The sequence below is a fragment of the Arsukibacterium sp. UBA3155 genome (assembly GCA_002364615.1).
Lineage (GTDB): Bacteria > Pseudomonadota > Gammaproteobacteria > Enterobacterales > Alteromonadaceae > Alishewanella.
In genome coordinates this window covers 255330-270015 of record DEYP01000025.1, presented here as the reverse complement: position 1 = coordinate 270015, position 14686 = coordinate 255330, and the positions used below count along the sequence as shown (strand labels likewise).

General features: G+C 48.4%; 14 protein-coding genes. 6 read left to right on the top strand and 8 right to left on the bottom strand.

Annotated elements, in window-relative coordinates; genetic code table 11:
* Positions 1 to 8: 8 nt before the first annotated feature.
* The 4 genes from B2X65_RS13155 to B2X65_RS13140 form a co-directional block, all read right to left on the bottom strand.
* Positions 9 to 926, bottom strand: a complete 918-nt coding sequence (locus B2X65_RS13155; RefSeq protein ID WP_290613245.1) for a histone deacetylase family protein — start codon at positions 924 to 926, stop codon at positions 9 to 11.
* Positions 926 to 2773 carry a GNAT family N-acetyltransferase gene (locus B2X65_RS13150; RefSeq protein ID WP_290613242.1) on the bottom strand — a complete coding sequence of 616 codons (1848 nt, stop codon included), beginning with the start codon at positions 2771 to 2773 and terminating at the stop codon, positions 926 to 928. The genes B2X65_RS13155 and B2X65_RS13150 overlap by 1 nt, the downstream gene beginning before the upstream one ends.
* Before the next feature lie 134 nt (positions 2774 to 2907).
* Positions 2908 to 4287 carry a DUF3300 domain-containing protein gene (locus tag B2X65_RS13145; protein WP_290613240.1) on the bottom strand — a complete coding sequence of 460 codons (1380 nt, stop codon included), beginning with the start codon at positions 4285 to 4287 and terminating at the stop codon, positions 2908 to 2910.
* Between the two features lie 113 nt (positions 4288 to 4400).
* A complete protein-coding gene (locus tag B2X65_RS13140) occupies positions 4401 to 6140 on the bottom strand; it encodes a lysophospholipid acyltransferase family protein (RefSeq protein WP_290613238.1) in 1740 nt (579 codons plus the stop codon).
* A gap of 79 nt (positions 6141 to 6219) precedes the next feature.
* Between B2X65_RS13140 and B2X65_RS13135 the strand changes: the two genes are divergently transcribed.
* The gene (locus B2X65_RS13135) at positions 6220 to 7233 is read left to right on the top strand and encodes a 2-hydroxyacid dehydrogenase (protein ID WP_290613233.1); all 1014 of its coding nucleotides are present in this window, start codon (positions 6220 to 6222) and stop codon (positions 7231 to 7233) included.
* Between the two features lie 393 nt (positions 7234 to 7626).
* Here B2X65_RS13135 and smrA read toward each other — a convergent pair whose 3' ends face one another.
* Both smrA and B2X65_RS13125 read right to left on the bottom strand, forming a co-directional pair.
* Positions 7627 to 8202, bottom strand: coding sequence for a DNA endonuclease SmrA (gene smrA / locus B2X65_RS13130; RefSeq protein ID WP_290613229.1), 576 nt, complete (start codon positions 8200 to 8202; stop codon positions 7627 to 7629).
* Positions 8203 to 8288: 86 nt separating this feature from the next.
* Entirely contained in the window at positions 8289 to 8576 is a 288-nt protein-coding gene (locus tag B2X65_RS13125) for a YgjV family protein (protein ID WP_290613226.1), read from the bottom strand.
* Between the two features lie 292 nt (positions 8577 to 8868).
* Here B2X65_RS13125 and B2X65_RS13120 point away from each other — a divergent pair, with 292 nt between their 5' ends.
* Positions 8869 to 9243, top strand: a complete 375-nt coding sequence (locus tag B2X65_RS13120; RefSeq protein WP_290613223.1) for a hypothetical protein — start codon at positions 8869 to 8871, stop codon at positions 9241 to 9243.
* 41 nt (positions 9244 to 9284) lie between these two features.
* Here the strand turns inward: B2X65_RS13120 and B2X65_RS13115 are convergent, their stop codons facing one another.
* On the bottom strand, positions 9285 to 10625 hold the full coding sequence (locus B2X65_RS13115; RefSeq protein WP_290613221.1) for a M20/M25/M40 family metallo-hydrolase: 1341 nt from the start codon (positions 10623 to 10625) through the stop codon (positions 9285 to 9287).
* Between the two features lie 150 nt (positions 10626 to 10775).
* On the opposite strand from B2X65_RS13115, the gene B2X65_RS13110 reads away from it, so the two are divergent.
* Both B2X65_RS13110 and B2X65_RS13105 read left to right on the top strand, forming a co-directional pair.
* On the top strand, positions 10776 to 11153 hold the full coding sequence (locus B2X65_RS13110) for a response regulator transcription factor (RefSeq protein ID WP_290613219.1): 378 nt from the start codon (positions 10776 to 10778) through the stop codon (positions 11151 to 11153).
* A gap of 125 nt (positions 11154 to 11278) precedes the next feature.
* A complete protein-coding gene (locus B2X65_RS13105; protein WP_290613217.1) occupies positions 11279 to 11578 on the top strand; it encodes an ArsR/SmtB family transcription factor in 300 nt (99 codons plus the stop codon).
* A gap of 61 nt (positions 11579 to 11639) precedes the next feature.
* Here the strand turns inward: B2X65_RS13105 and rpsT are convergent, their stop codons facing one another.
* A complete protein-coding gene (gene rpsT, locus B2X65_RS13100) occupies positions 11640 to 11909 on the bottom strand; it encodes a 30S ribosomal protein S20 (RefSeq protein WP_046555958.1) in 270 nt (89 codons plus the stop codon).
* Between the two features lie 187 nt (positions 11910 to 12096).
* Here rpsT and murJ point away from each other — a divergent pair, with 187 nt between their 5' ends.
* Together murJ and ribF are read left to right on the top strand one after the other, a co-directional pair.
* Positions 12097 to 13671 carry a murein biosynthesis integral membrane protein MurJ gene (gene murJ / locus B2X65_RS13095; protein WP_290613209.1) on the top strand — a complete coding sequence of 525 codons (1575 nt, stop codon included), beginning with the start codon at positions 12097 to 12099 and terminating at the stop codon, positions 13669 to 13671.
* A 54-nt stretch (positions 13672 to 13725) separates the two neighbouring features.
* Positions 13726 to 14676, top strand: a complete 951-nt coding sequence (gene ribF, locus B2X65_RS13090; protein WP_290613207.1) for a bifunctional riboflavin kinase/FAD synthetase — start codon at positions 13726 to 13728, stop codon at positions 14674 to 14676.
* Positions 14677 to 14686: the final 10 nt, after the last annotated feature.

The following is a 14686-nucleotide window of genomic DNA, read 5'->3' as shown; positions in this document are numbered from 1 at the left end:
ATTTTTTACTACATTAGCCCTTTTAAAAAAGCCACCACGCTGCGACCTAATGCGCTAAGGGCGTAGCCGCCTTCGAGCATGGCGACGACACGCCCCTGACAGTGTGTATTGGCCAGCGTTTTAAGCTCCGTCGCCAGCCAGTGATAATCGTCTTCACGTAACATAAAATGTGCCATTTCATCTTCGGCATGGCCATCAAAGCCAGCGGATACCAGAATAAGCTCAGGAGCAAAGGCATCCAGTGCAGGCAGCCAGTGTTGGCTGACTTCAGAACGCCATTGGCTGGCCTTACACCCCCCTGGTAATGGTAAATTAATAATGTGGTCTGAAACCGTGTCGGCACCGGTATTGGGGTATAACGGGTATTCAAATGACGAGCAAAACAACACTCTGGGCTCGTGTTTAAAAATATCTTCAGTGCCATTGCCGTGGTGAACGTCAAAATCGACTATCGCCACGCGCTTCAGCTGATATTGGTTCAGCGCGTACTCTGCTGCAATAGCGATGTTATTAAAAAAACAAAACCCCATCGCCTGTTCATGCGTGGCGTGATGGCCTGGCGGCCGAATAGCGCAAAAGGCCTGTTTATCGCTAGCCTGCATTACCTCATCTACTGCATTGATACCGCTGCCTGCGGCGTATAGTGCCGCCTGCAGCGTTTTATTCATCATCTGGGTATCCGGATCGAGCCAGATATGACCCTCAGTTGGCGCTTTGTTAAACAACTCGCTGACATAAAGCGTGCTGTGCGCCCGGCATAAATCGGCCCTGGTGGCGGCGGTGGCATCTTTTTGTTGTAAAACATAATCGAGCCCGGAGCGGATTAACTGATCGTTTATTGCATCTAAGCGCTCAGGACATTCCGGATGATCTGCGCCAACATCGTGCTGGCGACAAAAGGCATGGCTAAATACAGTAATGGCCATCAGTGGGCTCCTCTGTCTGCTGCAGTCGCTAAATCGAGTTCCAGAAATACCTCACTGGGATCATCATAACCTTTGCGTTTAAAGCCGGCTTTGGTAAATACGCTAAGCATGGGTTTATTTTCTGCGCGGACATAGGCGGTCATTTTGCTTAGTTTGCGGCTGCCAGCGATATCAATCATTTCTTGCAGCAGACGTTTGGCCATGCCTTTACCCTGGTGTTTCTCCCGGGTAACAAAAGCCACTTCACAGCTGTTATTGGCTTTAATCAGGTAATAGCGACCGACAGCCTGAATTTCGACCACTGAGCCTTTTTGTCTGACGATACACAGGGCTAAATCTTCTGTCTGATCGACACTGACCAGAGTGCATGATTTCTCCCTGCTCATTTGGGTCGGTATGGTGTTGTAGCGCATTTGCAGGGTTTCTTTGGTATGAGAGTAAAAAAACTCCTGTAATCGACGCTCGTCCGAAGGATTCAAGGGTCGTAAATCAAAAAATTCACCGTCAAGCTGTAATTCCTTAAAGCCGACTGCGCCCAGTTCGGCAACGTCTACCGGTGTCTGCAGCTGATAATGGGGTACCCAGTAAAATTTCCGTACCTCTGCCAGCAACTGACTGCGAAACTTCGGATGCGCTACCCGAATCAGTTCCAGCGCCCGCTCACGCACACTTTTACCACGCAAAGACGCTACCCCGAACTCGGTTACCACATAATGGACATGGCCACGGCTGGTCACCACCCCGGCACCTTGTCTGATATGCGGCACAATACGGGAAATACTGCCATTTTTAGCGGTGGAGGGCAGGGCGATAATCGGTTTGCCGCCATTACTCATTGACGCGCCGCGGCTAAAATCAACCTGGCCGCCAATACCGCTGTAAAAATGATGACCAATTGAATCTGAGACAACCTGGCCGGTTAAATCTACTTCGATGGCACTGTTAATGGCGACCATTTTATCGTTGCGCGCAATATTGGCCGGTGAGTTAACATACTCGCTGGGATAAAAGCCGATATGCGGGTTTTGATCGACAAACTGATACAGCGCTTTACTGCCGATACAGAAACTAACCACGGCCTTACCCGGATGAAAGGTTTTGCGCCGGTTATTGATGACGCCTTTTCTGATCAGTTCCAGCACGCCATCGGTGAGCATTTCGCTATGCAGGCCCAAATCTTTATGATTACTGAGGTACTTGGTAACTGCAGCACAAATACGACCGACACCCAGCTGGACTGTAGCGCCGTTCTCCACCAGTAGTGACACATACTGGCCTATTCGTTCGGTACGGGCATCCAGCTCGGGCATTACTGCCTCAGGCAAGGTTTGATCAGCATAATAAAAGGTGTCAATGTCGTCACGGTGAATAAAGGACTGGCCAAAGGTAATAGGCATTTGCGGGTTTACCTGCGCAATCACTTTTTTAGCCGCTTTGGCTGCGGCGGCCACCACGTCAACTGAAACCCCAAGCGAATGATAACCATGTTCATCTGCCGGGCTTACCATGATCAAAGCGGCATCCAGCGGTAACACACCGTCGGTAAACAGGGCCGGTATATCCGTCATAAAGCAGGGGGTATAGTCAGCCCGCCCTTCCGCTACCGCCTGACGAATTTTTTCACCGCCAATAAAAAAGGTATTCACTTTAAATAAATGCTGATATTGCGGCTCTGCCCATTTATTGTCGGCCAGCGTTACCAGCTGAACAATTTCAATATCGTGCAGACTGTTGGCGTGGTTAATTAAATCGTCAATAAGGGCTGTAGGCACCGCAGCGTGCGAACCAATAAAAATCCGGTTACCGGATTTAAGCAACTGTTGCCAGTTAAGCGGGGCAGGTGCCATAGTGCGTTACCTGAAAATTAACGGTTGCTGCTACTGTAAAGCACAGTAAGTGCCGTTGCCAGCCCCAACTTTAGTCGAAAAAAAGCCAGGGCATGATTGCTCTGGCTTTTTTAACAGCTGATACAAGAGCCGGGCTATTCAATACGCTGTGCCTCGCGGTTGCCGCGTACTTCGCGACTGGCACTGGGGGCCGGCCGCTCTATCTGTCGCTGTGGCTGGACCTGACGTTGTGGCTGGACCTGACGTTGCGGTTGAACCTGGCGCTGCACCTGTGGCTCTGGCCGCTGCACCGGGGTTATCCGCTGTTCTGGCCTGGTCTGTTGTTGACGCACCACCTGCTGGCGCTCAGCCGTCATCGGCGTAGCAGTGTGCATCGGCCGGCTTACCGTGGTTCTTGCCGGCTGACGTTCAGCTTGCTGCCGGCTGGCCTGTTGCTCACGATGGTTTAATTGAGGCCTTTCGTTCTGCTCAATCCGCTCAGCCCGCTGCTGGCTATTAAGCTGACGGCTGGCGGTGGCTGCAGAGTTCTGGCGTAAATTAACCTGCTCAGCGGTACGCCGCTGCATAATGGTGCGTTCACGGCTTTGCTGATTGTTGTTGTACTGTTCGCGATGTTGCTGTTCGCGTTGTTTGCCGGTTTCTGCCCGGTATTCCTTTGTTACCTGCCGGGCATAGCCAAAGTTATGCTGACGGTTCAGCACCTCGTGCCGGTAGTGCACACCACGTCTGTGGTAACTGTCATGCTGCCAGCGCCGGGCGTCAGTATAGTGCTTATTTCTACGCGGATAATAACGAGGTGGGGTGTGATAATAATGGTGATTAACCACTATATGGCGATGATGCCAGTCAAATATACTGAAATAGAATGACGGACGTACCGTAAAGCTGGGACCCCAGTAAAAATGATTACTAACGTGAAAGCCACGGGGGGCATGCCAGTATATCGGTGGGTACGCCGACCAGCGCCAGTTACCATACACCACGCGGGTATCGTAGTAAGGCACATAAATCACTTCAGGGCGGCGTGGTTCAATGACAATCACCTCACGTTCACGCTGTACCGTCAAATGCTTCATTTTATCCAACGAACCCTGCTGATAAGCACGCTCACGCAATTGCTGAATACTGGCCAGCACGGCAGCTTCGTCCGTTAAAAACATTTCACCCAGTTGCTGCGTCCAATTCAGGTCATTACTAAGGCGTTGTAATAAATCAGGAAATGCCACCAATGCCTTGACGCTGGGCTCCCAATCTTCAGAAGCGACAGCTTGTACGGCCGCATCACCGTCTAAATCAGGGTTCAATTCAGACCAGCGGGCAGCCTGAACGACTTCCAACGGATAGGTTGCGGCAATCAGCACATGCGTCAGCACGGTATCCGGATAAAGTGCCACCGGCGCCAGCATCTGGTCCATTTCTGCCTGAGACAGGGCGTCACTGGCTTTAGCGCTAATGCTAAACATCAGTAGCACACTGAGTAGCAGGGCTTTTACGCTTACACTGTTACTTAACATAGTGGTTTCCTCCACAGTGGGCGGCAATGCATCAACAACGTAGATAACACATTACACAAGTGTAGAGGTTATAGGCGGCTTTGGCTTAATGCTAACTGAACTTTGGTTAATCTTTACACTGCCTTTACGTAATCTAAGCTTGCCAGTTGCGGCAGATACCGGGCTTGTTTGGCCGGTTTTAATTGTTGAAGATCGACCAGCACCAGGCCATCAACGCAGTCAGCAAAAGCCGGATCGGTGCTGAATGCCAGAAAACTGACGCCGCCTGGTTGGCATAATTCACTGTATTGTTTATATAAAGTCGGAACATTAAGTCCCATGTTAGCCAATAAATGTTTTAACTGGATAAAATCAGCATGGTAATCATTGCCAGAAAAATGCAGCTCCAGCTCATGCTGATGCGTCGAAGAAAATAAGTAAGGATGAACTGCCATAGCCAGAGAGGGTTCAGAGCTAAAATATAAGGAGTAAAAATAAACCAGTAGGTCTCGCGCAGTTTGTGGGTAGCTGGCCGAAATACTGACCGCTCCGAACAAATAACGAATATGAGGGTGGTATTGTAGATATGCGCCGATGCCATGCCATAAATAATCCAGGCTCCTTTTACCCCAGTATCGCGGTTGAATAAAACTGCGACCAAGCTCCAGCGCCTGCGCTAAATAAGGTTGCATGGTCTGGTTATAATGAAACAAACTTGCGGTGTATAAACCACTGACATCGTGATTTGTGCATACTTGTACTGCAGGCACTAGCCGGTAAGCGCCAACCATTTCTAATTCGGCAGGGTCCCACAGAATTAAATGATGATAGGTACTGTCGTATTTATCAATGTCCCGTTTATTGCCAGTGCCTTCGCCCACAGCCCGAAACGCCAGTTCCCGTAAACGGCCAATTTCTCTCATTAGCGCGGAGCTTTGCTTATGATGATACAGATAAATAAGTTTGCCATCGCTGGTAGTTCCAAGCTGCTGGCAATTCGCTAAGTCAGCTTTTAATTGAGCTCGGGTTTCCGGTTGGGCGATAGTACTTTGAGTACGCAGCAATGGCGCTTTGTCTTTGGCGAGTCGATACAGGTGCTTTTTAAATAATTTAAGCTGTTCTTTTGTGGATGACGGCAGTTGGCCATAGCTGTCGTAAGGGATCTGTTCACCAATTCGCATAGAGATGTTTTTGCGTTGTTGTTTAAACATCTCCTGCACCAACAACATCGTCGCCAGCGGTTTGTAAAGCATAGAGGCGCCATAAAACAGGGCTGAGTTTCTGCCATCGATATAGATAGGTAATATGGGCGCTTTGGCGCTGCTGGCAAAGCGTAAAAAGCCATTGTGCCACTTACCATCACGCACCCCGTTTGGTTTTAAGCGTGACACTTCTCCTGCCGGAAACAGCACCAGAGCACCTTCCTGCTGCAAATGCGCTCTGATCCGACTTAAGTGTCCACGCTCAGTACCGCCGCCCATATTATTGACGGGCAACAGCAGGCTATGCAGTGCACTTACCGACATCAGCAACTGATTGGCGATAATTTTAACGTCTGGCCTGATATCACTGATCAGTTTAATCAGCGCCAGTCCATCCAGAGAGCCAATGGGATGATTAGCAATAATCACCACTTTGCCACTGGAGGGGATGCGGGCAATTTCATTGTCGCGGGCACTGTAGCTGAAATTAAAGTACTCCAGAACCTGCTCGACAAAGTCCAGCCCCTGCAAATGCGGATATTGTTGGCCAAATGCAGCAAATTCCTGCTCATGCAGTAAATAACTTAAGGCACCTTTTAGTGGTTTATACAGCCATGGCTTGCCGCTGATACCCGGCATTTGTTGCTGAATAACCTGCTCGACATTAAACATAAAACCTCCTGCATAGTGTCGGTTCACCGACCTCTACCTGCAGGCTATCGCTGCAGTATGACAGCGGCGCGACAGTTTTATGGCAATTTACAGAAGTTTTCCGGGTACTGCATCAGCACTTTATGAGTTAGTATTAGCGGGTGTTATTGGCTGGTTATATACGGAATTGCCCATGAGTATTGCCCTGATCATTCCGGATCGGAAATTAGATGATTTACAGCAACGGCTGCAGCAAGCCTTGCCAGACATACCCATTGAAATCTGGCCGGAGCTGAATGAACCGGCTGAGGTGGAGTTTGCCGTGGTATGGAAGCAACCCCATGGTTGCCTGAACGGCCTGGTTAATTTAAAGGCGATTCAGTGTTTCGGAGCCGGTGTCGACTCCATTCTGAGTGATCCGACGCTACCCGATGTACCAATCAGCCGGATAGTAGACCCTGCTTTAACCGACGCCATGGTCAGTTATCTTGACGGCGTGGTAAGCTACTATCGGTTAAGACTTGATCTGTTCAGCGCTCAGCAGCAGCAATTATTATGGCGGCCTAAAGGCCCCCGTAAGTTTAGCCATATTACGGTTCTGGGGCTGGGGGAACTTGGCAGTGCTGCCGCACAACATTTTACCCGGTTGGGTTTTCATGTGGCAGGTTGGTCCCGCAGCAGTAAAAGCCTGCCAGGTATTCAGTGTTATGCAGGTGAGGAACAGCTACACCAGGCAGTCGCGTCAGCAGACGTTATTATTTGCTTGCTGCCACTGACTGCGGCCACCGAAAGTAGGCTTAACACCAATTTTTTTCAGGCTCTGCAACCTCAGTCAATTTTTATTAACGTTGCCAGGGGCGCTATTGTTGATGACGCTGCGTTATTGGCAGCATTGAATAACGGCCCGTTGGCGGCAGCATGTCTTGATGTATTCCGCCAGGAACCCTTACCCCAAGACAGCCCACTGTGGCAGCATCCGGCGATACTGGTTACTCCCCATGTATCAGCGGTAACGAATGTAAGCACGGTAGTCAGCCAGATTGCCGATAATTATCAACGCAGTCAGCAAGGTCTGACGTTGCACCATCCGGTTAATTTACTAAAAGGCTACTAACTTACTGGTTAAAAACACAGTTATTGTAAATTTGTAACAAATTAACTAAACTCAGCAACGGTTTAAGGTTTCTTAAACTCTAATAAAAAGAAGAAAATGCGTTACTGAGGTATATTATGAGTAAAGCGTCCAGTCGTGGTTTTGGCTTTACTGCAATCGCCGTTGTGGTGTGTCTTATGGCACTGTCGGCGTTTCTGACCAAAGCCGAAGCGGCCTGGTTGTTAATCTGATTGGTTAATAATAGTTAAGGCTGCAGGGAAAAATTCGGTCAAATGGAATGACCAACTATCAAGGGGTTAGGGTTGTTACCGGTGTAAGCTGGTTAATTGCTCTGGCCCCTTGATGTTTAAGACCATCGTTTGAGACCACCCCCACCATCCACTATTTTATCGTTTAACCCTTAGTATGCCGTTCCCGATTTTGCCGTTTTTGCTCCGCATTCTTCTGTAGTAACACATAGGTTGCACTATAACCGCCATGCTGGCGCTGAGCAGTATGAGCCGCCAGCACCGCCGGTAACTGTGGCAACCACTTAAATACGTAGCTGCGAAGAATAGCCGGGTGGGGTTTGCTGTTACGCCCCATACCATGATGAACCAATAAGGTACGGATACCACGCTTATGGCAATCCTCAATAAAATGCAACAGCTGGCTGCGCGCTTCCGTCAGGGTTTTTCCCAGCAGATTTAAGGTCGCATCCAGCTGATACTTGCCCAGCCGTAAATTGCGATATACGCCTTGCTGCACCCCGTCTTTACAAAATGCGAAAGGATCATCCGGTTTCACTAAATCAACATATTCCATGCTCAGATAGTTTGGATCGTACTCCATTTCCTGTTCGGCGGCTTTGCGCCTCGCTTGCTGGGCTAAGGTAGGGCTGAATTCGGTTTGCTGACGCACTTCATCTTGTGACAAAGGTTTAACATCAGTCATTTCCTGTAGAAACAGGTCAAGTTCATTGTCTTGCATTAGCCGGCTCCAACTACTCTGGGCGGCTAAGTATAGCGTGTCAGTGAACCTGAAAAAAGCCTGAAGCAGCAGTACCTGCTATGTGGCTAGTTTTCTGTCGTTAATACGCCAGGCGCTGGCGTAGCGACTTTGCTGGCGATCAACGCTTTTCTGCGGGCATTGGCAAAACGCACTAAATAGTAAGCATTAATCAACAATACCAACAGGTTAGAAATAACGCCCTGCGGTATAGAGATATGGCTGTAATATACGAATAACAGGCTGCAACCTATTAGCGTAGCTAATCTAAGTAAAAGTACATCTTTGATAAAAAACGCACCAATACAAATGGTTAAACCTATCCAGCTGATGATGTCGTACACTACATTTTCCATACGTTTCCGCCACAAAGCCTACTGCAATGGCGCGCATTATGCGCAGTGGCTAACATTTCATCAACTGAGTAATTTTATAACTTTATCATTATATATTCTAATGTATATGAGTGGTGCTTTTTGCTCTCACCGCTTTAACAGTATGATTTGTATGCTTTAGTGCTTCGTAACGGTTTAGAAAAGCTAATCTGCGAATGGTTACTGATCATCAGGTTGCACAAAAAACAGGCAAAGCATGCACGGGCTTCTATACTTAAGGGTGTTGTTAAGGTTGATATTAGAAGGTGATGTTGTGCTACCAACTAAAATATATGAACCGTTGCCTTACAGTTATATGCTTGCAGGCTTAATCAGTATGGTGCTGTTACCGTCTTTGCTTGGAATGATGTCAGGTACCCTACTGTTTATGGCTGGCGCTTTGGTGTGGATAGTGCGTTCGGAGCACCGGCGCGAAGATGACGTTTTTGCAGAGCGAAAAAAGGGCCCTGTGCCATTTTGGGGTTATGAGCTGCTGCCTTTTGTCTGCTTATTATCGGCGCTGATTATTTTTACCATGCCCTTTAGCCAGCTTTATTATCCATCGGCCGTCATTTTGCTCATCGTAGGGGTACAATTGTGGTTAACCCGTAATTTGCAGCGCCGGCATCGCCGGGCGCTGACAAACTGATTGTGAAAACGGTACCGCAACTTAACCGCTTATTTAAGCGCTCACTTTCTTAAATCAACCTTGCTGTTGGCTACAGCGCGGGTCATTATCAGCCAGGCTTGCAGATTTTGCTGCAGTGCAGCCGGATCAATCTTATCCAGCGTATCGTTGGGGGTATGATGGTAATCGAAGTAATCGGTACCGTCTTGCTGCAAGCTGGCTACCGGTACACCCATGGCTTTTAACACGGACACATCGGGTCCACCAGAAGCGGTATTGCTGCCGGCCTCGATACCAAGATGTTTAAGTTGTTGCTGAATGTCAGCGCCAAATGCCAGTGCCTGCTCACCAAAGCCAGTATCAAAACGCCAGATCCGGCCGGCGCCAAAGTCAGATTCTGAGGCAAATACATGATTGGTTAACTCAGCGGCATGGCGTGCAGCATAGGCACGGGCGCCGATTAGTCCTCCTTCCTCGTTGCCAAACAATACTACCCGGATAGTGCGCTCTGGCCGTTGTTGTTTCAGCAAGGCGGCAGTGGCCATCACCAGGCCTACACCTGCGCCATCGTCCAGTGCGCCAGTACCTTCATCCCAGGAGTCGATATGGGCGCCAATTAGCACGATTTCATCGGGTCGTTTACTACCCGTTATTTCTGCTATGACATTATGGCTGGTCACTTCACCTGGCAGGTTGTTCTGCATATGCAGACTTAAACGAGTTTCGGGGTTAAGTGTCAGCATTTTGCTCAGCTGCTGGGCATCAGGTACCGAAATCGCAGCAGCCGGGATCCTTGGCACATCTTCCTGATAACGCATAATGCCAGTGTGGGCGAAGCGGTTATTACTGGTCCCGACCGAGCGAATAATAATAGCGCTGGCGCCCAGTTTCGCGGCTTCTACAGCGCCCTGAGCACGTGCACCAACCACCTGGCCATAAAAGCTGCCACGAATATCTTTGCGCAGCGTCTGGTTAATAAAAACAATTTTATCTTTAACCGTTTTAGGATCCGCTTGCTGCAGCTGCTGTAAACTGTCAAACATCACCACCTGGTTGGTGATCCCATCAAAGGGGGTACCGACTGACCCGCCTAGAGCCGTCAGGACTAACGCCTGATTAAAAGGCGCCTCGACTCTCAGGCTGGCGTTGCCTCGCTCCCAATATTGCATGGTAAAAGGTTCGGTCCAGACTTTATCAAAGCCCAGCTGTTTAAATTTCTGCTCTGCCCATGCCACGGCCCGGGCGTCGGCTTCACTGCCAGCAAGGCGGGGGCCGACTTCAACTGTTAATGATTCTACTAATTTATAGGGGAGATCATTATTCAGTTCCAGTTGGTTAGCCTGAACGCCGCCACTTATGGCAAAGCTGGCTGCCGCTATTATTGTTGTAAACCACAATTTCATCTTTTCATTCTACCTTGGTGTTGTTACATTATCGGAACTTTAGCATGCTTTCTATACCAGCCCTAGCGGCGGGCGTTGAAATGCATTTTGTTCAGGATAAGGCTTCCTGACAACGCTTTTTAAGGTTTTTTCAGTAACGAGGCTTCAGGGATGCAAGCACTACAACCTTTCACTTCAGCGTTACTGGTAGATGACACCAGCACGGTACGCGATTACTTACGACAGATTTTGGGACAGCTTGGTATTACCACTATCTATGAGGCAGCTGATGGCGCCAGTGCCGATCAGCTATTTTCAACTTACCACCCACAGTTAGTTTTTCTTGATATTCAGCTGCCAGACATCAATGGCAAGGTACTATTGCGGCGTTTCAAACAATTGGATGATCAGACGAAAGTTTTTATGGTGTCTGCATATTCCAGTGTAGAAAATTTGAAGGATGCGATTGCCGGCGGTGCCAATGCTTTTGTGGTAAAGCCCTTTTCGGCAAAACGAATTTGTAATCTGGTACAGTCAATTCAGCACTAGCTGCAATGGCTATTCTTTGCCTTATTCATGTTTGTTTATTGTTTTATTTTGTTAATTAACAATGATTATCTTGTCGCATTCAGGTCTAATCGGTACTATTTTGCCAAATACAGAAAGTCAGAGAAATGAAAATGAACTTGAATGACATGCTGGAAAATTCAGCGCAAGCAGTGAAACTGTTAAAAGCAGTGTCGAATGAGCGACGTTTAATAATTTTATGCCACTTGCTGGAAGGCGAAATGTCAGTAGGTGATATCAATGACAAGCTGGATTTAAGTCAGTCTGCTTTGTCGCAACATTTGGCATTGTTACGTCGCCACAAGCTGGTTAAAACCCGTAAAGTAGCACAGACCGTTTATTATCGGTTGAGCAGTGATGAAGCAGAGCAACTTATTGCGTTAATGCACAAAATGTATTGCAGCTAATTACCAGTGCTCACCAACAAAAAAGCCAGCTTGCGCTGGCTTTTTTGTTGGTCACGACCAATTAAGCGGTTTTTAATGCCTTAACATGCGCATTTAAACGAGCTTTATGACGTGCTGCTTTGTTCTTATGGATAAGGCCTTTGGCCGCCATACGATCAATTACAGGTACCATTTTGTTGAACGCTTCAGTAGAAGCGGTTACGTCAGCAGTTAATACCGCTGCGTAGGTTTTCTTGATGAAAGTACGCATCATAGAACGTTGACTGGCGTTTTGCTGACGACGTTTTTCTGATTGAATTGCGCGCTTCTTAGCAGACTTAATGTTAGCCAAGGTAACACTCCTAAAAACTAAAACCGGACTCTTTAAAGGCCGCATAATATGCCTATTTAATGGCCCGTTGTCAAATGCTTTAACGCTAAAGTGCAGGAAAAAGTGCAGGAATTAAATTGTTGCAGCTACTGGTAATCATTACTAATAAAGAGCCAAAATAGCGATAGCGAAAATAAAGGAGCAGCGGGTGTCGGGAAAATTATTAAAATCTGGCTTGATTGTCAGTGCTATGACACTGATTTCACGAGTGTTAGGTTTAGTTCGTGATGTCGTGGTGGCAAATTTCGTTGGCGCAGGGGCCGCCGCCGATGTGTTCTTTTTCGCTAATCGGATCCCTAACTTTTTAAGACGACTGTTTGCTGAAGGCGCATTTTCTCAAGCTTTTGTGCCGGTTTTAAGTGAAGTTAAAGCGCATCATGGCGATGATGCGGTAAGGGAATTGATCGCAAAAGTTGCCGGTACGCTTGGCGTAATTGTCACCCTGGTAACCTTGTTTGGCGTGATAGCGTCACCGCTTATTGCCATGTTATTTGGGATGGGCTGGTTTATTGAGTGGCTGAACGATGGACCTGATGCTCACAAGTTTGAGCTTGCCAGTCTTATGCTGAAAATTACTTTTCCTTATCTCTGGTTTATTAGTCTGGTAGCGTTAAGTGGGGCATTGCTAAATACTTATAACCGGTTTGCCGTTGCTGCCTTTACCCCGGTTTTCTTAAATATCGCGATTATTGGCTCGGCGCTTTATCTGGCACCGCAGCTGAATGAGCCCGCCATGGCGCTTGCCTGGGGGGTATTTATTGGTGGGTTGGTGCAGCTGCTGTTTCAGCTGCCGTTTCTGGCAAAAGCAGGTTTACTGGTCATGCCCAAATGGGGCTGGCGTGACCCTGGCGTGAAGAAAATCCGTACCTTAATGCTGCCTGCCTTGTTTGGCGTGTCAGTAAGCCAAATTAATTTATTACTAGATACGGTTATCGCGTCATTTTTGCTGACCGGCGCCGTAAGCTGGCTTTATTATTCAGACCGGTTAATCGAGTTTCCGCTGGGGTTGTTTGGCATTGCCATTGCCACCGTTATTTTACCTAATTTGTCGCGCCATCATGCGACGGCCAGTGCAGCTAAATTCCGACATACTTTGGATTGGGCTATCCGGTTTGTTGCCATGTTTGGTTTACCGGCAATGGCGGCACTGATGGTATTAGCACAACCGATTATCATGCTGTTATTTATGCGTGGCGAATTCAGTCAGCAAGATGTGATGATGGTGTCGTACAGCCTTATTGCGTACGCCAGCGGTTTGCTGAGTTTTATGGTGATTAAAGTCCTCGCCCCGGGTTTTTACGCCAGACAGGATATTAAAACCCCGGTACGCATTGGTATTATCGCCATGGTGGCCAATATGGTGTTTAACCTGATACTGGCACCCTGGCTAAGCTATGTCGGCCTGGCACTGGCTACGGCAATGTCGGCAAGCTTAAATGCGTTTTTACTATACCGCGGGCTGGCACAAGCAGAGGTATTTCATTTTAGTAAAAGTAGCTGGATATTTCTGGCAAAAATTGCCCTGGCAAGTGTCGCTATGGCGGGCGGTTTATTCTGGCTAAGCCCACCGTTTTCGCTGTGGCTGAGCCTGGATTTCTGGTCTCAGGCTGGCCGGTTGGCGCTTTTGTGCGTATTGGGTATTGTCAGTTATTTTGTCATGTTATGGTTGTTGGGCGTGCGGTTATCAGATTTTAGGGTGCAAACTGTTGCTGAAAGCAATTAAGTTAGTGGTTATAATGCCGCGTTTATCAGCAGTAACAGCAACCTTAAGGCAGGCATGGAGTTAATTCGCGGCTTACATAACATACAACCCCGGCATCATGGCTGTGTGTTGACCATAGGTAACTTTGATGGTGTGCATCTTGGGCATCAGGCGGTACTGCAGCAAGTACGGGCCATAGCGGAGCAACGTAACTTACCCTCCTGCGTTATGGTGTTTGAGCCGCAACCACTGGAATTATTTGCCGGTAGCGCAGCGCCTGCCAGGTTAAGCCGCTTTCGGGAGAAATATAGCCAGTTGTCCCGGCTGGGCATTGACCGTTTAATTTGTGTTAACTTTAACCCGCGCTTTGCGTCAATGCAGCCCGAGGTATTTATCGAGCAGCTGTTGTTAAGCCAACTGGGAGCGAAGCAGCTTATCGTCGGCGATGACTTTCGGTTTGGTAACAATCGGGAAGGTGACTTTAACATGCTGGCAGCGGCCGCAGCGCGCTATCAGTTTGGGCTGAGCAGCACCTCGAGTTTGAAACTTGGCCAGCAACGGGTAAGTAGTACCTTGATCCGTCAGGCATTGCAGCAGGACGATTTATACGCAGCTGAAACCATGTTGGGTCGGCCGTTCAGTTTAACCGGACGGGTGCGGCACGGTCGTAAGCTGGGGCGGGATCTAGGCTTTCCAACGGCTAATGTCTGGCTTTACCGGCGCAAATTGCCGGTTAGCGGCGTTTACGCCATTACCGCCGAGACCAAATATGGTCGTTTTCAGGGCGTGGCAAATATTGGTAACCGGCCTACAGTGCAAGGTCAGCGAGAACAGCTTGAAGCGCATCTTTTTGATTTCAAAGGTGATTTATACGGCAGTCAGATAGCGGTAACGTTGCGCCATAAGCTGCGATCTGAGCAGCGTTTCTCAGACCTGACCGCCTTGCAGCAACAAATTACGGCAGATATGCATGCTGCCAAAATGTATTTTAGTCGCCTGGCTACTAATGCCAGCAGCGTCAGCTAACTTTTAAAAC

Excerpts from the sequence above, each read along its gene's own strand:
- B2X65_RS13155 (WP_290613245.1), bottom strand. The coding sequence starts at position 926 with ATGGCCATTACTGTATTTAGCCATGCCTTTTGTCGCCAGCACGATGTT.
- B2X65_RS13150 (WP_290613242.1), bottom strand. The coding sequence starts at position 2,773 with ATGGCACCTGCCCCGCTTAACTGGCAACAGTTGCTTAAATCCGGTAAC.
- B2X65_RS13145 (WP_290613240.1), bottom strand. The coding sequence starts at position 4,287 with ATGTTAAGTAACAGTGTAAGCGTAAAAGCCCTGCTACTCAGTGTGCTA.
- B2X65_RS13140 (WP_290613238.1), bottom strand. The coding sequence starts at position 6,140 with ATGTTTAATGTCGAGCAGGTTATTCAGCAACAAATGCCGGGTATCAGC.
- B2X65_RS13135 (WP_290613233.1), top strand. The coding sequence starts at position 6,220 with ATGGCAATTTACAGAAGTTTTCCGGGTACTGCATCAGCACTTTATGAG.
- smrA (WP_290613229.1), bottom strand. The coding sequence starts at position 8,202 with ATGCAAGACAATGAACTTGACCTGTTTCTACAGGAAATGACTGATGTT.
- B2X65_RS13125 (WP_290613226.1), bottom strand. The coding sequence starts at position 8,576 with ATGGAAAATGTAGTGTACGACATCATCAGCTGGATAGGTTTAACCATT.
- B2X65_RS13115 (WP_290613221.1), bottom strand. The coding sequence starts at position 10,625 with ATGAAATTGTGGTTTACAACAATAATAGCGGCAGCCAGCTTTGCCATA.
- B2X65_RS13110 (WP_290613219.1), top strand. The coding sequence starts at position 10,776 with ATGCAAGCACTACAACCTTTCACTTCAGCGTTACTGGTAGATGACACC.
- B2X65_RS13105 (WP_290613217.1), top strand. The coding sequence starts at position 11,279 with ATGAAAATGAACTTGAATGACATGCTGGAAAATTCAGCGCAAGCAGTG.
- ribF (WP_290613207.1), top strand. The coding sequence starts at position 13,726 with ATGGAGTTAATTCGCGGCTTACATAACATACAACCCCGGCATCATGGC.